17 protein-coding genes are annotated in these 18,617 nt (G+C 71.5%); 8 read left to right on the top strand and 9 right to left on the bottom strand.

The window, feature by feature from the left end:
* Positions 1-3 precede the first annotated feature (3 nt).
* From ACN27J_RS01395 to ACN27J_RS01355, 9 genes are read right to left on the bottom strand one after another with little or no spacing between them, the layout of a single operon-like run.
* Positions 4-435: a RidA family protein gene (locus tag ACN27J_RS01395; protein WP_421362620.1), complete on the bottom strand. Its 432-nt coding sequence runs from the start codon at positions 433-435 to the stop codon at positions 4-6.
* A complete protein-coding gene (locus tag ACN27J_RS01390) occupies positions 432-1,202 on the bottom strand; it encodes a 2-keto-4-pentenoate hydratase (protein ID WP_421372070.1) in 771 nt (256 codons plus the stop codon). The genes ACN27J_RS01395 and ACN27J_RS01390 overlap by 4 nt, the downstream gene beginning before the upstream one ends.
* 5 nt (positions 1,203-1,207) lie before the next feature.
* Entirely contained in the window at positions 1,208-2,239 is a 1,032-nt protein-coding gene (gene dmpG, locus ACN27J_RS01385; protein WP_421362617.1) for a 4-hydroxy-2-oxovalerate aldolase, read from the bottom strand.
* Positions 2,239-3,162, bottom strand: coding sequence for an acetaldehyde dehydrogenase (acetylating) (locus ACN27J_RS01380; RefSeq protein ID WP_421362614.1), 924 nt, complete (start codon positions 3,160-3,162; stop codon positions 2,239-2,241). Before ACN27J_RS01380 ends, dmpG begins: the two co-directional genes overlap by 1 nt.
* The gene (locus tag ACN27J_RS01375) at positions 3,162-3,992 is read right to left on the bottom strand and encodes a 2-keto-4-pentenoate hydratase (protein ID WP_421362612.1); all 831 of its coding nucleotides are present in this window, start codon (positions 3,990-3,992) and stop codon (positions 3,162-3,164) included. The genes ACN27J_RS01380 and ACN27J_RS01375 overlap by 1 nt, the downstream gene beginning before the upstream one ends.
* Positions 3,989-5,497: a 2-hydroxymuconic semialdehyde dehydrogenase gene (locus ACN27J_RS01370; RefSeq protein ID WP_421362610.1), complete on the bottom strand. Its 1,509-nt coding sequence runs from the start codon at positions 5,495-5,497 to the stop codon at positions 3,989-3,991. The genes ACN27J_RS01375 and ACN27J_RS01370 overlap by 4 nt, the downstream gene beginning before the upstream one ends.
* Entirely contained in the window at positions 5,494-6,837 is a 1,344-nt protein-coding gene (locus ACN27J_RS01365; protein WP_421362608.1) for an FAD-dependent oxidoreductase, read from the bottom strand. The genes ACN27J_RS01370 and ACN27J_RS01365 overlap by 4 nt, the downstream gene beginning before the upstream one ends.
* Positions 6,830-8,134 carry a kynureninase gene (kynU, locus tag ACN27J_RS01360; RefSeq protein ID WP_421362605.1) on the bottom strand — a complete coding sequence of 435 codons (1,305 nt, stop codon included), beginning with the start codon at positions 8,132-8,134 and terminating at the stop codon, positions 6,830-6,832. The genes ACN27J_RS01365 and kynU overlap by 8 nt, the downstream gene beginning before the upstream one ends.
* Before the next feature lie 11 nt (positions 8,135-8,145).
* Complete coding sequence (locus ACN27J_RS01355) at positions 8,146-9,039, bottom strand: tryptophan 2,3-dioxygenase (RefSeq protein WP_421362603.1); 894 nt, start codon at positions 9,037-9,039, stop codon at positions 8,146-8,148.
* A 143-nt stretch (positions 9,040-9,182) separates the two neighbouring features.
* On the opposite strand from ACN27J_RS01355, the gene ACN27J_RS01350 reads away from it, so the two are divergent.
* The 8 genes from ACN27J_RS01350 to ACN27J_RS01315 all read left to right on the top strand — a co-directional run bounded on the left by ACN27J_RS01350 (position 9,183) and on the right by ACN27J_RS01315 (position 18,586).
* Entirely contained in the window at positions 9,183-9,620 is a 438-nt protein-coding gene (locus ACN27J_RS01350; RefSeq protein WP_123600997.1) for an Lrp/AsnC family transcriptional regulator, read from the top strand.
* A 103-nt stretch (positions 9,621-9,723) separates the two neighbouring features.
* Positions 9,724-10,995: an AAA family ATPase gene (locus tag ACN27J_RS01345; RefSeq protein WP_421362600.1), complete on the top strand. Its 1,272-nt coding sequence runs from the start codon at positions 9,724-9,726 to the stop codon at positions 10,993-10,995.
* Between the two features lie 17 nt (positions 10,996-11,012).
* A complete protein-coding gene (locus tag ACN27J_RS01340; protein ID WP_421362597.1) occupies positions 11,013-12,191 on the top strand; it encodes a MalY/PatB family protein in 1,179 nt (392 codons plus the stop codon).
* An 88-nt stretch (positions 12,192-12,279) separates the two neighbouring features.
* Positions 12,280-12,645: a MerR family transcriptional regulator gene (locus tag ACN27J_RS01335; protein ID WP_421362594.1), complete on the top strand. Its 366-nt coding sequence runs from the start codon at positions 12,280-12,282 to the stop codon at positions 12,643-12,645.
* Complete coding sequence (locus ACN27J_RS01330) at positions 12,642-13,508, top strand: TIGR03619 family F420-dependent LLM class oxidoreductase (RefSeq protein ID WP_421362591.1); 867 nt, start codon at positions 12,642-12,644, stop codon at positions 13,506-13,508. The genes ACN27J_RS01335 and ACN27J_RS01330 overlap by 4 nt, the downstream gene beginning before the upstream one ends.
* Before the next feature lie 133 nt (positions 13,509-13,641).
* On the top strand, positions 13,642-14,490 hold the full coding sequence (locus tag ACN27J_RS01325; RefSeq protein WP_421362588.1) for an SGNH/GDSL hydrolase family protein: 849 nt from the start codon (positions 13,642-13,644) through the stop codon (positions 14,488-14,490).
* 213 nt (positions 14,491-14,703) lie between these two features.
* Positions 14,704-15,477: a hypothetical protein gene (locus ACN27J_RS01320; RefSeq protein WP_421362585.1), complete on the top strand. Its 774-nt coding sequence runs from the start codon at positions 14,704-14,706 to the stop codon at positions 15,475-15,477.
* A 196-nt stretch (positions 15,478-15,673) separates the two neighbouring features.
* Positions 15,674-18,586 carry a BTAD domain-containing putative transcriptional regulator gene (locus ACN27J_RS01315; protein ID WP_421372069.1) on the top strand — a complete coding sequence of 971 codons (2,913 nt, stop codon included), beginning with the start codon at positions 15,674-15,676 and terminating at the stop codon, positions 18,584-18,586.
* Positions 18,587-18,617 lie beyond the last annotated feature (31 nt).

Below are 18,617 nucleotides of genomic sequence, written 5' to 3'. Positions count from 1 at the left end.
GTGTCACTCCTTCCGAGTGGGGGCGTCGGCCGGTGCCACGGCGACAGCCTGGATCTCGATGAGCAGGTGCGGGTGGGGCAGTTGGTGCACGGCGACGGTGGTGCGGGTGGGTCCGGTGTGGTCGAAGTGTTCGGCCCAGACCTGGTTGTAGCCGCCGAAGTCGTTCATGTTGACCAGGTACGTGGTGACCGAGACCAGATCGGTCAGGCCGGCACCGGCGGCAGCGAGCAGGTCGGCGATGTTGGCGATCACCGCGCGGGTCTGTTCCCGGATGTCGAGTGTGGTGGTGCCGTATTCGTCCACGCTGGCCCCGGCGATGGTGTTGTCGGGGCGGCGGCTGGACGTACCGGAGACGAAAATGAACCCACCGGCGACCTTGACGTGCGGGAACGCCCCGCGTGGGGTGGCCTTGCCAGCGACCAGGTGCGCGGTCATCGCGTACCTCCGGTGGTGGTGAAGGCGGCGGTGCCGAGCCCCTGGACGGTGGCCCGGACGTGGGCGCCGGGTGGGAGGGGGACGGCGGCGGTGGCCGCGCCGGCCAGGAAGATCCACCCGGCCCGCAGGGCCGGGCCGTGCCGGTCGGCGAGGGCGATGCCGGCGGCGAGGGCCCGGCGCGGGTCGCCGAGGATCGCGGCGGTGGATCCGGTCTGCACGGTGTGTCCGTCGATGTCGAGGAGTACGCCGAGGTTGTCGACGCCGTCCGGGACCGGCTGCCACGGTCCGACGGTGAACAGGGCGGCGGACGTGTTGTCGGCGATCACGTCGGGCAGCGAGAAGGTGAAGTCGCGGTACCGGGAGTCGATGACCTCCAGCGCGGGGGCGACGGCCCGTACCGCGTCGGCGAACGGCATCCCGGGGGTGGGTGGCCGGTCCAGCAGGAAGGCGATCTCCGGTTCGACCCGGGGGTGGATCAGTCCGGAGATGTCGACGCTGCCGCCGTCGGGCACCTGCGTGGTGTCGGTGAGCTGGCCGAGGATCGGGGAGTCGACGCCGACCTGGGCCATCTTCGCCCGGCTGGTCAGGCCCATCTTGGCGCCGACGAGGCGTTCGCCCCGGCCGGTGCGGCGGGCGATCAGCGCCTGCTGCACCGCGTAGGCGGCGTCGACGTCAACGCCGTGGGCGTCGGCGAGCTGCGGAATCGGAGTGCCGGTGACGGCCGCCTCGTCGAGCCGGGCGGCCAGCTCGGCGGCGTCGACCTTCACGCTGGTCACTGCACACCTCCGTGGGCGGTGTTCGCGGCGTCGGCGAGGTCGAGGGCGACGTCGGTGATCATGTCTTCCTGGCCGCCGACCATCCGTCGCCGGCCGAGTTCGATCAGGATGGACCGCACGTCGAGGCCGTAGCGGTCGGCGGCGCGTTCGGCGTGGCGCAGGAAGCTGGAGTAGACGCCGGCGTAGCCGAGCGACAGGGTTTCCCGGTCGACCCGCACCGGCCGGTCCTGCAACGGCCGGACCAGGTCCTCGGCGGCGTCCATCAGCGCGAACGTGTCGCAGCCGTGCTTCCAGCCGTGCAGGTCGGCGACGGCGGTGAAGACTTCGAGGGGGGCGTTGCCGGCCCCGGCGCCCATGCCGGCGAGGGAGGCGTCGACCCGGGTGGTGCCGTGCTGCACGGCGACGACGCTGTTCGCCACGCCGAGGGACAGGTTGTGGTGGGCGTGGATGCCGATCTGCGTGCCCGGGTCCAGCACCTGCCGGTAGGCGTCGACCCGCTGCGCGACATCCGTCATCAGCAGCCGGCCGCCGGAGTCGGTGACGTAGACGCAGTGCGCCCCGTACGACTCCATCAGCTTGGCCTGCTGCGCGAGCCCTTCGGGGGTGTTCATGTGCGACATCATCAGGAAGCCGGCCACGTCCATGCCGTTGTCGCGGGCCCAGCCGATGTGCTGGGCGGCGATGTCGGCCTCGGTGCAGTGGGTGGCGATCCGCACACTGGTGACGCCGAGGTCGCGGGCCGCTTTCAGGTCGTCGATGGTGCCGATGCCGGGCAGCAGCAACGTGGTCAACGTCGCCCGGCTGATCGACTCGGCGGCGGCGGTGATCCAGTCGGCGTCCGACGCCGCGCCGTGGCCGTAGGTGACGGACGAGCCGGCCAGGCCGTCGCCGTGGGCGACCTCGATCGCGTCGACCCCTGCGGCGTCGAGCGCGGCGGCGATCGCCCGGACCTCGTCGACGGTGTACCGGTGCCTGATGGCGTGCATGCCGTCGCGCAACGTGACGTCCTGGATGTACAGCCGGGTCATCACCGCACCCCTTCCCGGAGGGCGACCAGACGTTCGGCGGTGCGCAGCGCCGCCGAGGTCATGATGTCGAGGTTGCCGGCGTACGCGGGCAGGTAGTGCCCGGCACCGGACACTTCGAGGAACACCGACACCTGGACACCGGTGAAGTGGCTGCCCAGGGCCGGCACGAAGGTGTCGACCGGATCGAACTGCACGGCCTGTTTGAGCCGGTAGCCGGGCACGTACTCGGCGACCGATGCCACCATGGCGTCCACCGAGTCGGCCACCCGGCCGGTGTCGACGCCGGCCGGGATCAGGCAGTAGACGGTGTCGCGCATCAGCAGCGGCGGATCCGCCGGGTTCAGCACGATGATCGCCTTGCCCTTGCCGGCACCGCCGACGACCTCCAGGGCGCGGGCAGTGGTCTGGGTGAACTCGTCGATGTTCGCCCGCGTCCCAGGGCCGGCCGAGCGGGACGCGATCGAGGCGACGATCTCCGCGTAAGCCACCGGGGCCACCGCCGCGACGGCGGCGACGACCGGTACGGTGGCCTGCCCGCCGCAGGTGACCATGTTGACGTTCGGCTCGGCCAGGTGCGCGTCCAGGTTGACCGGCGGCACCACGTACGGGCCGACCGCGGCCGGCGTCAGGTCGACCACGGTCCGGCCGTGCGCCTGCAGGATCTCGTTGTTGCGCCGGTGCGCGCCGGCCGACGTGGCGTCGAAGACGAGTCGCACGTCGGCGAACTCGGGCATCGCGACCAGGCCGTCGACGCCGTCGGCGGTGGTCGCCACGCCGAGGCGGCGGGCGCGGGCCAGCCCGTCGGATCCCGGGTCGATGCCGACCATCGCCACCATGTCCAGCGACTCCGACAACCGCAGCACCTTAATCATCAGGTCGGTACCGATGTTGCCCGACCCGATCACCGCCACCCCGACACCCACTACGACCCCTCCCCTGACTCGCCGTCGGCCGACCGGTCGGCCGGTTTCGCGCTGAATCTGGTCCGCACCGTGCCGAGCCCGGCGATGCGTGCCTCGTACGCCGCTCCTGGGGTGACCGGCACCATCGGGCCGAGCGCGCCGGAGAGCACGACGTCGCCGGCCCGCAGCGGATCCCCGGCGGCGGCCATGGTCGAGGCCAGCCAGGCGACGGCGTGCACCGGGTTGCCGAGGCAGGCGGCACCGGCACCGACCGACACCGGCTCACCGGCGGATTCAAGGACCATGCCGCACTCGCGCAGGTCCGCCGAGGCGGGCGGCACCGGCCGGTCACCGAGCACGAACAGCCCCGACGAGGCGTTGTCCGCCACCGTGTCCACGATGGAGATGTCCCAGTCGGTGATCCGGGAGTCGACGATCTCGATCGCCGGTAGCAGGAAGTCGGTGGCCCGCAGCACGTCGACCACGGTCGCCGGCCCGTCCGGCAGGTTGGCTCCGAGCACGAACGCCACCTCCGCCTCCACCCGAGGTTGGATCAGCCCGCCCAGGTCGACCTCGTCGCCGTCGGGCACCGCCATGTCGGCGAAGAGCACCCCGAAGTCGGGCTGGTAGACGCCGAACGCGGCCTGCACCGCCGGCGACGTCAGGCCGATCTTCGCGCCGACCCGGCGGCGGCCCGCGCCTGTCCAGCCGGCCACCAACTCCCGCTGCACCGCGTACGCGGCGGCCACGTCACCGACCGGCAGCAGCCGGTCCCGTAGCGGCGCACACGGCACCCCGGTGTCGTTTGCCCCGGTCAGCGCCGCGACAGCCGCCCCGATGTCCACAGTCATGACATGTCCACACAGACGTTGGTCAACTCGGAGTAGAAGTCCAGCGAGTGCACGCCGCCCTCCCGGCCCACCCCGGAGGCCTTCACTCCGCCGAACGGGGTGCGCAGGTCCCGCAGGAACCAGGTGTTGACCCAGACGATGCCGGCGTCCAGCCGGGCACCGGCCCGGTGCGCCCGCCCCACGTCGCGGGTCCACACCGTCGCGGCCAGCCCGTAGTCGGAGTCGTTGGCCAGCGCGAACGCCTCCTCCTCGGTGTCGAACGGGGCGATGTGACAGATCGGGCCGAACACCTCCTCCCGCACCAGCCGCGCCGACGAGTCGAGCCCGGTCAACACGGTCGGCTGCACGTACGCGCCCCCGTCGCGGGCGTCGCCGAAGGCCGGCACACCACCACCAGCTCGTACGTCGGCGCCCTCGGCGCGGGCCAGATCGTAGTAGCCGAGCACCTTGTCTCGGTGGCCGTGGGAGATCAGCGGCATCGTCGAGATCGTCTCGTCGGCGGGCCAACCCCACCGGGCGTCGCGGGCGGCAGCCGCCAACCGGTCGACGAACTCGTCGAAGACCGGCCGCTGCACGTACAGCCGCTCGGTGCATAGACACACCTGGCCGCCGTTGGTGAACGATGAGCGCACCGAGCCGGCGACGGCGGCGTCCAGGTCGGCGTCGGCGAAGACCAGCCCGGCGTTCTTGCCGCCGAGCTCGAACGAGACCGCCTTCACCCCGTCAGCGGCCGCCCGCATGATCGCCGACCCGGTCGCCGACTCACCGGTGAAGGTGATCGCATCCACCCCCGGGTGGGTGGTCAGCCACTCCCCCGCCGCGCCCGGCCCGAAGCCGTGCACCACATTGAACACCCCGTCGGGCACGCCGACCGCCGCCATCACCTCCGCCAGCAGCGTCGCCGACGCCGGAGTCTCCTCACTCGGCTTCACCACAACCGCGTTGCCGCACGCCAACGCCGGAGCGACCTTCCAGGTCAGCAGCAGCAGCGGCAGGTTCCACGGCACGATCACCGCCACCACGCCCACCGGCTTACGGACCGCGTAGTTCAACGCCCGACCACCCGACGGCGTCACCGTCGTGAACGACTCCGTCGGCGCGGTCGCGGCGATCTCCGCGAACGCCCGGAAGTTCGCCGCCCCGCGCGGAATGTCCAGGGTTCGGGCCTGGCTGACCGGTTTGCCGGTGTCCGCCACCTCGGCGGCGACCAGGTCGTCGAACCGGCGGTCCAGTTCGTCGGCGACCGCCCGCAACACCGCCGCCCGGTCCCGCTCGCCCATCCCACCCCACGGACCGCGCAACGCCGACCGCGCCGCCACCACCGCCGCGTCAACCGTCGAGGAGTCAGCCTCCGCCACCTCAAACACCGTCTCCCCGGACACCGGCGACACCTTCGCAAACCGCTTCCCCGCGTCGACGAACCGGCCGCCGACGAAACTGCGCAGCAGGCCGGGACCGTCAGCGGCCGGCCGGCCGACGTACAGGTCGGGGTGCCACAGGGTCATGAGCGTCCCTTCCGGACGAGCCGGTGGACGGCGGCGCCGAGTGCCCCTACTAACAGCGCCGCCGTCCCGGCCACCGCCGCCGCCAGCACCTGGTGCTGGCGGCGGACCCGACGCCTGACCTCGGCGTACGGGATGGTGGTGAAGGAGACCATTTCGTACCGGGACACGTAGCGCCCCGGCAACGCCCGTTCCAGGGCGTGTTCGACCTTGCGGAAGGTCTGGAACGTCGGAGAGGCGACCTTGTCGCGCATCTCGACGAAGTTCGCCAGGGCCATCTGGGCGATCGCTTCGGCGTTGTCCTGGCGGCGGGACTGGTACAGCGGCAGCGCCGCCGCCCAGTCGCCGCCGGTGTCGTCGAGGCAGCGGTCCAGCTCGACGACGTCCTCGAAGGCGCAGTTGGCACCCTGGCCGTAGAACGGCACGACCGCGTGGGCGGCGTCGCCGAGCAGCGCCACCCGGCCGCCGACCTGCCACGGGTCGCAGCGCACCGTGCCGAGCAGACCGACCGGGTTGTGCTGGTAGTCGTCGACCAGGTCCGGTGCCAGCGGCGGCACGTCCGGGTAGTGGGTACGGAAGTGCCGTTCGATCGCCGCCGGGCTGCTCAGCGAGGCGAAACTCGACGTACCGCCGGTCGGCCAGAACAGTGTGCAGGTGAACGACCGGTCCGGGTTCGGCAGGGCGATCATCATCGAGGTGCCGCGCGGCCAGATGTGCAGCGCACCGGGGTCGAGGGCGTAGTCGCCGCCGACCGCCGGGATGGTCAGCTCCTTGTACCCGTAGTCGAGGAAGTCGAGGCTCTCGTCGACCAGGCCGTGGGCGAGCAGTTGGCCGCGTACCGCCGAACCGGCGCCGTCGGCGCCGAGCACGACCTGCGCGTCCGCGCGGACCGTGCCCTGCGGGGTGTCGAAGGTCAGCTCGCCGGTGTCCGGGTCGAGGCCGACGAGCCGGTGGTCGAACACGACGGTGACCCCGGGCGCGGCCTCGGCGGCGTCGAGCAGGGCGTTGTTGAGCGCGCCCCGGCTGATCGAATTGATCGCCCGCTGCCCGTCGGCGCTGTACGGCTGGAAGTCGAGTTCGCCGTCGACCGGGTGGATCATCCGGCCGGGCATCGGCAGCGCGTCGGCGAGCACCTGGTCGGCCAGGCCGATGCGGCGCAGCGCGTCCAGGCCGCGTTCGGACAACGCCAGGTTGATCGACCGGCCGCGTTCGGCGGTGCCGCGTCGCGGGTCGGGTCGGCGCTCGTAGAGGGTGACCGGCAGGCCCCGGCGGGCCAGGAAGCAGGCGAGCAGGCTGCCGGCCAGGCCGGCGCCGACCACCGCGACGGGTGCGCGTTCAGACATCGTCGCCGCCTTTCGCTGGGAGGGTCGCGGCGAGCGCCCGGGCGGCCCGCCAACAGTCGTGGTACGTGGAGTACAGCGGCACCGGGGCGAGCCGGACGATGTCCGGTTCGCGGGCGTCGGCGATCACCCCGTGTTCGTGGCGCAGCCGGGCGGTCAACGCGTGTGCTCCGCCGCCGGTGGCACCCGACCCGCCACCGATGCGCAGCGACAGTTGACAGCCGCGTCGGGCCGGATCCCGTGGGGTGACGACGCTGACCGGCCGGCCCGGCAGGGTCTCGTCGAGCAGCTGTTCGAGGTAGCCGGTGAGCCGTTCGCTGCGCTCGCGCAGCGCCGCCATGCCGACCTTGTCGAAGATCTGCAACGAGGTACGGACCGGACCCATCGCGAAGATCGGCGGGTTGGAGATCTGCCAGGCGTCGACGCTGGCCGGTGGCCGCGACACCGGGGTCATCTCGAACCGGGTGGCCGGCTCGGTGCTCCACCAGCCTTCGAAGCGGGCCAGGGTCGGATCGCCGTGGTGGCGTTCGTGCACGTACGCGCCGGCCAGCGCCCCAGGCCCGGAGTTGAGGTACTTGTAGGAGCACCAGGCGGCGAAGTCGACGCCCCAGTCGTGCAGCCGCAGCGGCACGTTGCCGGCGGCGTGCGCCAGGTCCCAGCCGACGATCGCGCCGGCGGCCCGGCCGGCGGCGGTGATGGTCGGGATGTCCAGCAGCTCGCCGGTGAGGTAGTTGACCCCGCCGAGCAGCACCAGCGCCACCCGGTCACCGTCAGTGCGCAGGTAGTCGACGACGTCGGCGGTGCGCAGCGTGTCCTCGCCGGGGCGCGGCCGCAGTCGGACCACCGTACGGTCGGGGTCAAGGCCGTGGAAGGCGGCCTGGCTGCGCACCGCGTAGCTGTCCGACGGGAACGCCGAGTCCTCGATGACGATCCGGGTACGGTCGCCGGACGGCCGGTAGAACGACACCATCAACAGGTGCAGGTTGACCGTCAGCGAGTTCATCACCACGGCCTCGCTGGGCAGGGCGCCGACCAGTCGCGCGGCGGTGTCGGTGAGCAGTTCGTGGTACGGCAGCCACGGCCGGCCGGCTTCGAGGTGGCCTTCGACGCCGAGCCGGGCCCAGTCGTCGAGGTCGTCGAGCAGCTCGGCGCGGGTGGCCTTCGGTTGCAGGCCGAGGGAGTTGCCGGCGAAGTAGGCGACGTCGGGGTGGTCGCCGCCGGTGGCCGGCGGGATGTGGAACAGGTCGCGGTGCCCGGGGTCGGCGGCGTCACGGCGACGGGCGTCGTCCTCTGTGAACATGCGGCAGCCTCTCACATGCTGGTCCGGGCGGACCAGATCTCGGGGAACACCACCCGGTTCATGCTGCGTTGCAGCCAGGCCAGTCCGGCGGAGCCGCCGCTGCCGACCTTGGCGCCCATGGTGCGCTGCACCGCCTTGAGATGCTTGTACCGCCAGTCGCCGAACTGCTCGGCGACCTCGGTCAACGCCTCGCCGAGCTGCCGCAGATGGTTGTCCGGAGCGTTGACCCGGTAGACCTCCACCCAGGCGGCCTCGACCGCCGGGTGCGGTTCGTGTTCGACGGCGACGTCGCGGCCCAGCAGGTCGGCCGGGATGTCGTGGCCGGCGCGGGCGAGCAGGGCGATCACGTCGTCCCACAGGCTCGGCGTGTGCAGGGCCTGCTCCAGCTCGGCGTACACCTCGGGTTGCCGGCGGAACGGGCGGATCAGCGACGGGGTGCGGATACCGAGGATGAACTCCAGCTGCCGGTACATCGCCGACTGGAAACCGGAGCCCTCACCGAGCAGGTTGCGGAACCGGTTGAAGTCGGCCGGGGTCATCCAGCGCAGCGTCTGCCAGGAGGCGTTGAGGCCTTCCAGGTGCAGGGCGGCGCGGCGCAGCGGGGCGAGCGCCTCCCACACCCGGTCGGCGCGGATCAGCCGTTGGGCGTCGCGCAGCTCATGGCGGGTCAGCCCGAAGTACAGCTCCATGATCTGGCTGACCATCAGGAACGACATCTCGCCGGGGTCGTCACTGAGGGTGCGCTGCAGGCTGTGCAGGGTGCTGGCGTGCACGTAGGCGTCGTACGGCACCCGGTCGCCGAACTCCAGGGTCGGCTCGCCAGCGTTGGCGGCGGCGCGGGCGTCGCGTTCGGCGGCGTCCACCGGCCGGACGGCCGGTGGGCTGGCCACGTCGGTGCTGTTCACGTCGGCTGCCCTCCCTTTGCTGTGTCGCCCATGATTGCCGACTTGCGGTCCGCGGCTGAATACCGGATCAACGGCGGTACGCGGTCGCGACCTGCAGGTCCGTGGCTAGATTTGGGTGGTCGGTTAACGAAGGGAAAGTGTCCGTGGACGAGATGGATTGGGCGCTGCTGCGTGAGTTGCAGGCCGATGCCCGACTTTCCTTCAGCGAGCTGTCCCGCCGGGTGCACCTGTCGCCGCCGGCGGTGGCCGAACGGGTACGCCGGCTGGAGGAGTCCGGGGTGGTCAGCGGCTACCACGCGCACGTCGACCTGACCCGGGCCGGCTGGACGGTGATCGCGCTGATCCGGATGTCCTGCTACGGGTCGCACTGCATCCTGCGCGACCCGCAGGTGCCGACCTGGCCGGAGATCCTGGAGATCCACCGGATCACCGGGGACGCCTGCTCGATGTTGAAGGTGGCGGCGGCGTCGATGGACGCCTTCGAGGACGTGATCGACCGGCTCGCCCCGTACGGTCAGCCGTCCAGCACGATGGTGCTCTCCACCCCGCTGGGCTGGCGTCCGGTCACCGCCGCCGACTGACCCTGCTTGTCAGTCGACTGGACGTCGACAGAGCCCCGATTCTGTCAATTTTCGCCGGATACTGCGGTATGGTTGCGGGGTCATGCGCTAGGAGGCAGGTGCTGTGCTGATCCGTTTCGAGGCGGCGAACTTCCGCTCGATCCTCGGACCGGTCGAGCTGTCGATGGTCGCCGTCGACCGGGACCGGCCGGCGGTGCAGCGGATCGACAGCATCGACGAGAGCCTGCTGCCGGTCGCCGCAATCTACGGTCCCAACGCCTCCGGCAAATCGAACGTGGTCGCCGCGCTCAGCTGGCTACGCGACGCGGTCGCCGACTCGCTGCGGTTCTGGGACGACGGGATCCCGGTCGAGCCGTTCGCGTTCGGCGACGGTCCGCGACGCCCGTCGGAGTTCACCGTCGAGCTGATCCTCGGCGGGGTCCGCTTCGAGTACGTCGTCGAGCTCGACACCGACGCGATCCGCTACGAAGGGCTGTTCCACTACCCGGAGCGTAAGCGGCGTCGGATCTTCGAACGCGAAGGCGACGAACTGACGCTGCAACGGGGCCTCGGCCACCTGTCGGGCACCCGTGAGCTGCTGACCGCCCGTACCCTCGCCTTGTCAGCTGCCCGGCGGTTCCGCGAGCCCCTCGTCTCCGGCCCCGCCGAAGAGTTGCTGAGCATACAAACGTTGGAGCCAGGGCCGCGTCGCCGCCCGTACGTTCGGCAGACTCCTCATCTGGTGACCCGACACTGGTTCGAGGATGCCGCCGGGGCACGGCAGGAAACCCTGCCCGGGCTCGAGGACCTGCGTCCGGACCGGGCTCAGGCGTTGGCCCTGCTACGGATGGCCGACCTCGGCATCGAGGACGTGGTGATCGACGACGGCGCGGCGGTGTCCGGCCAGGATCCGCGGTCCTCGGCCCGGCGACGGCGGATCCGGCTGCTGCACCGTACGGGCGACGAAGCGGTCCCCTTGGATTTCGGTGCCGAGTCGGAGGGCACTCGTACCTGGTTTCAGCTTATCGGCCCGGTGCTGACCGCGCTGAAAGCTGGTTCCCTGCTGCTGTTCGACGAACTGGACGCAAGCCTGCACCCGACACTGTCCATGCAGCTCATCCGGCTGTTCACCGACCCCGCGACGAACCCCTCGGGAGCACAGCTGATCTTCACGTCGCACGACACCAGCCTGCTCAATCACCTGAACCGGGACGAGGTCTGGCTGACCGAGAAGGCAGCTGACGGCGCGACCCGCCTCGGCGCCCTCGCCGAGTTCGCCGGCGAACGCGTACGCCGGTCACAGAACCTGGAGAAGGCTTACCTGCACGGACGGTTCGGCGCGCTACCCGACGTCGACCGCACCGAGATCCTCCAGGCACTCGGACTGATCGGCTGACCGGTGGCAACTAACCGATGCCAGGATCGGAGGCGATCGTGACGACTTCACCGCCGCAGGGGCCGTGGGTGCCGCTGGACCGGGCCCGACAGCGGACCAGCATCAAGTGGCGGCTCTACCCGGCTGACGTGCTGCCGGTGTGGGTGGCGGAGATGGACGTCGACCCGGCCGGACCGGTCGTCGCGGCGATCGACGCGGCAGTGCGAGCCGGGGACATCGGCTACGCCACCGGGGCCGGCTACGCCGAGGCGGTCGCCGGGTTCGCGGCGACGCGGTGGGGGTGGGACGGTCTGGACCCGGCGCGGACGGCGATCGTGCCGGACGTGATGCTCGGCGCGGTCGAGATGCTGAAGCTGGTGACCGGGCCGGGCGACACGGTCGTGGTCAACCCGCCGGTGTACCCGCCGTTCTACGGGTTCCTGCGCAACCTGGACCGGCCGGTGCGGGAGGCCCCGCTCGGGTCGGACGGCCGGCTGGACCTTGACGCGCTGGCCGAGGCGTTCACCGCCGCCCGCGCGGGTGGCCGCCGGGCGGCGTACCTGCTGTGCAGTCCGCACAACCCGACCGGGACGGTGCACACCGCCGACGAGCTGGCCGCCGTCGCCGAGCTGGCCAGCCGGCACAACGTACGGGTGGTGGTCGACGAGATCCACGCCCCGATGACCGCCTCGGGCGTGACGTTCGTGCCGTACCTGTCGGTGCCCGGCGCGGACGACGGCCTGACGCTGATCTCCGGCTCGAAGGGCTGGAACCTGGCCGGCTTGAAGGCCGCCCTCGCGGTCGCCGGGCCGGCCGCCGCAGCCGACCTGGCCCGGCTGCCGGAGGAGGTCGGCCACGGGGTCAACCATCTCGGGGTGATCGCGCACACGGCGGCGTTCCGCGACGGCGGCGACTGGCTGGACACCGTACGGTCGGCGGTCGACGCGAACCGGCGGCTGCTGGCCGATCTGCTCGCGGACCGGTTACCGCAGATCGGGTACGCACCCGGTGAGGCGACCTTCCTGGCCTGGTTGGACTGCCGGGCGTTGGGGCTCGGCGACGACCCGGCGGCGGTGTTCCGCGACCGGGGGCGGGTGGCGCTGAGCGGCGGGCTGGACTTCGGCGCGGGCGGGGTCGGACACGCCCGGTTCAACCTGGCCGCCGCGCCGGAGACGATCACCGAGGCGGTACGCCGGATGGCTGCCGCCCTCGACTGACCGTCGCCAGGTCCGCCGGCTCGTTTGCCCTGACACCGACGTCAACGTTTAGCGTGACGGTGGGTCCGAGGCTGGCCGGGGAGGTCACATGTTGATCGGTGAGCTGGCGCGGCAGGCCGGGACAAGCGCCCGGACGCTGCGCTACTACGAGGCGCAGGGGCTGGTCCGGCCCCGGCGATGCGCCAACGGCTACCGCGACTACGACGATACGGAGCTGCGGGTGGTCGGCGAGATCCGGTCGTTGCTCGCCGTCGGTTTCGGTCTGGAGGACATCCGCCCGTTCGTGACCTGCCTGCGGGCCGGCAATCCGTCCGGCGACATCTGCCCCGACTCGATCTCGGTGCTGCGGCGCAAGCTGGCCGAGGTCGATGCCGGACTGGCGCGGCTGGCAGGTGTCCGGGAACAGCTGCGGTGCCAGCTCGACCGGGCGCGGGCGGATCGGCGGCGGCGGTGAGGTTCGCGGTCAGTTACAGCACCCCGCTGCACGGCACCGACCCGGACCGGCTCATCGGGTACGCCCAGCACGCCGAGGCATGCGGGTTCGAAGGCTTGTACGTGCCGGAACACGTGGTGCTGTATCCAGGTGCGACGGTCGGGGCGGTCGAGATGCCGCCGTCGCTGCCGTACGCGGATCCGTTGGACCTGCTGGCCTTCGTGGCGGCGGCAACCGACCGGCTGCTGCTCGGCACCGGGGTGCTGCTGCTGCCGTACCACCATCCGGTGGTGCTCGCCAAGCGGCTGGCGACGATCGACGTCCTGTCGAAGGGCCGGATGCGGCTGCTGACCGTCGGACTGGGCGGCCTGCCCGGTGAGGCGACGGCGGTGGGGGTCGACTTCGGTTCCCGTGGCCGACGTGCCGACGAGGCGATCGATGTGCTGCGGCTGCTGTGGGGCGGTGACGCCGACGGCGTGTCGTTCCACGGCGAGTTCTTCGACTTCGAGCAGGTGTGCAGCTTTCCGAAGCCGCACGGTGCCACCGCGTTGCCGATCCATGTGGGTGGTTCGAGCCGGGCGGCGGCCCGGCGGGTCGGGCTACGTGGCGACGGCTACTTTCCCGGTGGGATGTTGACCCCGGACGAGCGGGTGGCACAGTGGGAGCTGGCCCGGTCGGTCGCGGCGGAGGCCGGCCGTGACCCTGACGCGCTGGAGTACACCCGGTGGGGGTCGACTGAGCTTTCGGCGCAACGGGTCGAGGCGTACGCGGCGCAGGGGGTGACCCGGATCGTTGTCGGCAGCGGCGCCGACACCCTGGCGGAGCAGCGGGACGACCTGTCCGGTCTCGCCGACCGGTTCGGTCTACGCCCGTCGGTGGGGTGATCAGCGGCTCAGCCGACAGTAGGGTTTCCGACGCTTCGATTGATTATCGACTATCGATGGCGCATGCTCGTCTCCACTTTGGAGACGCCGGCCGCCCCGGCCGGAGCGTCTTCACCATCGAGGAGGCGCCACCATGCTGAGCCGTGCCCGAAAACTCCGTCCCGCCCTCGCGTTGCCCGTCGCGGCGACGCTGCTGATCACCATCGCCGCCGCGCCCACCGCCGCAAGCGCCGCCGGCACGACCGACGCCACGTCCGCCGCCGACGACCGGCAGTACGTCGCGTTGGGCGACTCGTACTCGTCCGGGGTGGGCGCCCCGCCGTACACCGACGGCGACTGCAAGCAGAGCACCCACTCGTACGCCGCCCAGTTCGCCCGGAACAACCCGCGCCTGTCGTTCGGCTTCTCGGCCTGCAGCGGCGCCACCACCGACGACGTGATCGCGCACCAGCTCGGCTTCCTCGGGCCGGACACGACGCTGGTGACCATCACCGTCGGCGGCGACAACCTCGGCTTCACCACAACCTTGAAGACCTGCATCGAAGCGCTGCTCGACAGCACCTGCGAGGACGCTGTGAACAAGGCCCGCGCATACATCAAGACGACGTTGCCGGGCAAGCTGAAGCAGGTGTACGGCGACATTCTCGCCGCCGCCCCGAACGCCAAGCTGATCGTCCTCGGCTACCCGCAGCTGTTCGCCCCGTCGTTCTGCTTCGAAGCGCCGCTGGACGCGAACCGACGGGGGTGGATCAACCACGCGGCGGTGCAGCTCAACGAGGCCATCGGGAACACGGCGAAGACGTACGGCGCGTTCGCCCCGGTCGACGATCTGTTCAACAAGCACCGGGTCTGCGACGACGACCCGTGGCTCAACGGCATCACCGCCATCGACGACGCGTTCCACCCGAACCTCGCCGGCTACACCGACGGCTACCTCAAGGCGCTCGACGCCGTCCTCCATCCGGTCACCGCCACCCACTGACCCGGACCGGACCCGCCTCACCACCGCGAGGGCCGGCGAGGCGAACAGATGACCCGACCGGGCGGCGCCTACAGTCCGCGTCCAATCATGATCCAGTGATAGTTGGGAAGCTGACCAAACCCGCGACCTGCGGGAAAACATGCGTCCCGACAGGCCCATCAACCACAGTGGGTGGTTTGTGCGGGACGACTTGTCCGCGAGAAGGGGAGATTGATGAGACGCGTCCTGCTCCGCCGAACCGTCGCCGCTGTGGCCGCAGTCGTGGTCACCCTGCCCCTGGGTGCTCGACCCGTCCAGGCGTTCGACTTCACCGCAATCATCGGTGCGGCGAAAGCCGCCTACGAACTGTACAAGGAGTACAAGGAGGGCGACTCACTGGACGAGGCGACCACCAAGATCATCGACACCATCAACGAGGCGAAGACCGCGATCCTGGCCCAGGTCGACCGGCTGGCGACCGCGCAGGCCAAGTCCTGCGCCCGCAGCGCGATCATCGACTTCAACGACATCGAGAACTTCAACCAGACGACCCTGCAGGCGTACGCGCGGGACACCACCGCCTGCGTCACCCTCATCGACAGCCTGCTCGAAGTCGTCACCGAGAAGGCCTCCGCCGACCAGCTCGGCTTCACCCTGAACACCGTCGGACCGCTGGCGCTGACCGCTCGCGCGCACGCCGGATTCAGCACCTCGTCACTGCTCGGACAGGTCATCGACAGCAACAACACCGTGCTTAGCACGCTGAAGCCGACCTGCTCGACCGCCATCAAAGGGCTCAATGGCATCCCGCAGAACGGCGCGGTCTACACCTGGGAGACCAGGTGCACCGCCTACGACGGCAAGACAGTCAGCACCAGCAAACGCATCGCGTACCCGCCGACGACCAACCCGTTCGACGTCCCCGGCACCACGAACATCGTGATGGGCCACACCAGCCACGCCCAGGCCACCGCCGTACTGCCGGTCCTGCGGGCAACCCCCGCCTGACCGCCGTCCGTGACGGAGCGTGCCGCCCCGGCCATCGCCAGGGCGGCACGGCTCAGGCCGGTACTCACCCGCAGCCGCCGCACACTGACGAACGCTGACCAGCACCTATACTCCGCTCCGTCGATATACCAGAACATCGATCACCGTCCGATACCGGGCAGTGGCACAGCGGTCACGAGGTGAAGTTTTCTTGCGGGTGCAGGTGCTGGGCCCAGTACGCGTGTGGCGTGAGCAGCAGGCACTCGACCCCGGGCCGACCGCCCGCCGGGCGGTGCTCGGTCTGCTCGCGCTCGCCGGCGGGCAGCCGCTGCCCCGCTCGGAGCTGGTCGACGCGCTCTGGCCGGATCAACCGCCACCGGCGACGTCGACCAACGTCATCCAGACCCACGTCAAACACCTACGCCGGCTGTTCGAACCGGACCGCCCGTCCCGGGCCCCGAGCCTGCTGCTGCCCCAGATCGGTGACGGATACCTGCTGCGGACCTCGGCCGTCTCGGTCGACCTGCTGCGGTTTCGGCACCTGGTCGCCGCCGCGTGGCCCGGCGCAGCCACACTGGAACGCGACGCCGAACTACTCGGCGAGGCGCTGCGGTTGTGGCAGGGTCCGCCGCTGGTCGACGTGCCCACGTTGGCCGGCCACCCAAAGGTGGTGGCCCTCGACGGTGAGCTGCAGGCCGCGTTGACCCGGTACGGCGACCTGATGATCGCCTGTGGCCGGGCGAGCGCCGCACTACCCTGGCTGACGCAGGCCGCCGCCGCGAAGCCGCTCGACGAGGCCCGCCAGGCGCAGCTGATCCGCGCGTACCGGGCCAGTGGGCAGCGGGCCGAGGCGTTCACCGTCTTCCACGACACCCGGGACCGGCTCGCCGACGAACTCGGTGTCGATCCCGGCCCCGAGCTGGTCGCCGCGTACACCGATCTGCTGCGGGCCGACGCGCCGGCCGGGGCGCGTACCGCCGGGGAACAGGTCTGGCCGCGCCGGTGCCGCCACCCGGACGCGACCGCGCCGGTGCCGGCGCAGCTGCCGGCCGACGTCGCCGGGTTCACCGGCCGCGCCGCCGAGCTCGGCTGGCTCGACCGGACGATGGGGGCCGCCGGACGCGACGACACTGATCCGGGCGCGGTGATCTGCGTCCTGTCCGGCACTGCGGGAGTGGGCAAGACCGCGCTGGTGGTGTGGTGGGCGCACCGGGCCCGCGACCGGTTCCCGGACGGGCAGCTCTACATCGACCTGCGGGGATACGACCCGGAGCAGCCGGTCGAGCCGGGTGCAGCACTGGCCCGGTTCCTGCGGGCGCTCGGCGTGGCGGACGCCGACATGGCGTTGGACGTCGACGAACGCGCCGCCCACTACCGCAGCCTGATGGACGGCCGCCGGATGCTGGTGGTGCTGGACAACGCGGCGGCGGTCGAGCAGGTACGGCCGCTGCTGCCCGGTGCCGCCTCCTGCCCGGTGCTGGTGACCAGCCGAGATCCGCTGGCCGGGCTGGTCGCCCGGGAGGGAGCCGGCCGGCGTGGGCTCGGCCTCCTGCCGATCGACGACGCGGTGGCGCTGCTGCGGCGGCTGGTCGGCGACCGAGTCGACGCCGAACCGCAGGCCGCAGTGACGCTGGCAACGCAGTGCGCCCAGCTGCCGTTGGCGTTGCGGGTCGCCGCCGAGCTGGCGACCGCCCGCGCCGAGCTGAGCCTGACCCGGCTGGTCGACGGGCTCACCGACCGGCGGCGACGGCTCGACATGCTGGACGCCGGCGGCGACCGGCGCACCGGCGTACGGGCGATCCTGTCCTGGTCGTACCAGTATCTGCCGGCCGAGGCGGCGCGCGCGTTCCGGCTGCTCGGGCTGCATCCCGGGGTGGACGTCGACGCGGCGGCGGTGGCCGCGCTGGCCGGGACGGATCCGCTGACTGCGGATCAGCTGGTCGACCGGCTGTGCCGGGCGCACCTGGTGGAGCCGGTCGGGCCGGACCGGTACGGCATGCACGACCTACTCCGGGCGTACGCGGCGGAGCTGGTCACCTTCACCGATCCGCCGGAGGTCCGCGACGCTGCCGTGACCCGGCTGTTCGACTACTACCTGCGTACCGCCGCCACGGCGATGAATGCGGTGCACCCGGCCGAGCGTCACCTGCGGCCGACGGTGCCGCCGACCGGGCCGGACGGTGATCTAACGGAGGTGCGAGCCGCGCCGCTGACCACGCCGGACGGTGACCCGGGGGCCGCGCGGGTCTGGTTGGAGGTGGAGCGGGCCAACCTGATGGCGGTCACCGCGTACGGTGCGCGGCACGGCTGGGCCCGGCACGCCGTACGGTTGACCGCGCTGCTCTACCGGCATCTGGAATGCGGCGGCCACTATCCGGACGCGATCACCATGCAGGGTCACGGGATTGCCGCCGCCCGCGCGGCAGCCGACCTGGCCGGTGAGGCGAACCTGCTGACCAACCTGGCCGTCGTGCACGACCATCAGGGGCGCCGCCAGCAGGCGGTGGCGCACCTCCGGCAGGCGTTGACGCTCTACCGTGACGTCGACGAGCCGGCCGGTGAGGCGCGGACCCTGGGCAACCTCGGTGTGGTGCTGGGTGAGCTGGGCGACCGGCGTTCGGCGATCTGTTACATCGGCCGGGCGCTGGCACTGCTACGTACGCTCGGTGAGCAGCACGGTGTGGTCCGGGCGCTCGGCAGCCTGGGTCAGCTGTTCACGGTCGAGGGCCGGCTCGGCGACGCCGCCGGGCAGCTGCGCGAAGGGCTGGTGTTGTGCCGCCGCACCGGCGATCGGGTCGGCGAGGCGATGCTGCTGAACTACGCCGGTCAGTTGCACAACCGCCGTGGCGCCCACCGTGCCGCGGCCCGCTGCCATGCCCTGGCCCGGTCGATCGCCGCCGACACCGGGTCGCGTGGCGTCGAGGCGCTGGCGTTCGACGGGCTCGGTGCGGCGGCGCACGCGGCCGGGCAGCGGGCGCAGGCGCACGGCTACTGGCGTCGCGCGCTGGCGATCTTCACCGAGCTGGGTGCGCCGGAGGCGACGGCGATCAGCGCCCGATTGTCGGCGGAGCCGCCGCGATCGTCCGCCGTGATCCGTGATCATGCGCCGCGCTTCGGTCGTGTCCCGTGATCCAGTCGTGGTCCAACCGTGGTCCAGACGA

This window comes from Solwaraspora sp. WMMB762 (assembly GCF_049179115.1).
In the GTDB taxonomy this organism is placed as follows: Bacteria; Actinomycetota; Actinomycetes; order Mycobacteriales; family Micromonosporaceae; genus Micromonospora_E.
Note: the sequence above shows the minus strand (reverse complement) of the source record. Positions and strands in the feature narration are given on the sequence as shown.

What these genes read in the sequence shown, in the direction of transcription:
- ACN27J_RS01370 (WP_421362610.1), bottom strand. Translation starts at nt 5,497, where the DNA reads ATGACCCTGTGGCACCCCGACCTGTACGTCGGCCGGCCGGCCGCTGAC.
- ACN27J_RS01335 (WP_421362594.1), top strand. Translation starts at nt 12,280, where the DNA reads ATGTTGATCGGTGAGCTGGCGCGGCAGGCCGGGACAAGCGCCCGGACG.
- ACN27J_RS01325 (WP_421362588.1), top strand. Translation starts at nt 13,642, where the DNA reads ATGCTGAGCCGTGCCCGAAAACTCCGTCCCGCCCTCGCGTTGCCCGTC.
- ACN27J_RS01340 (WP_421362597.1), top strand. Translation starts at nt 11,013, where the DNA reads ATGCCAGGATCGGAGGCGATCGTGACGACTTCACCGCCGCAGGGGCCG.
- ACN27J_RS01365 (WP_421362608.1), bottom strand. Translation starts at nt 6,837, where the DNA reads ATGTCTGAACGCGCACCCGTCGCGGTGGTCGGCGCCGGCCTGGCCGGC.
- ACN27J_RS01375 (WP_421362612.1), bottom strand. Translation starts at nt 3,992, where the DNA reads ATGACTGTGGACATCGGGGCGGCTGTCGCGGCGCTGACCGGGGCAAAC.
- kynU (WP_421362605.1), bottom strand. Translation starts at nt 8,134, where the DNA reads ATGTTCACAGAGGACGACGCCCGTCGCCGTGACGCCGCCGACCCCGGG.
- dmpG (WP_421362617.1), bottom strand. Translation starts at nt 2,239, where the DNA reads ATGACCCGGCTGTACATCCAGGACGTCACGTTGCGCGACGGCATGCAC.
- ACN27J_RS01320 (WP_421362585.1), top strand. Translation starts at nt 14,704, where the DNA reads ATGAGACGCGTCCTGCTCCGCCGAACCGTCGCCGCTGTGGCCGCAGTC.
- ACN27J_RS01395 (WP_421362620.1), bottom strand. Translation starts at nt 435, where the DNA reads ATGACCGCGCACCTGGTCGCTGGCAAGGCCACCCCACGCGGGGCGTTC.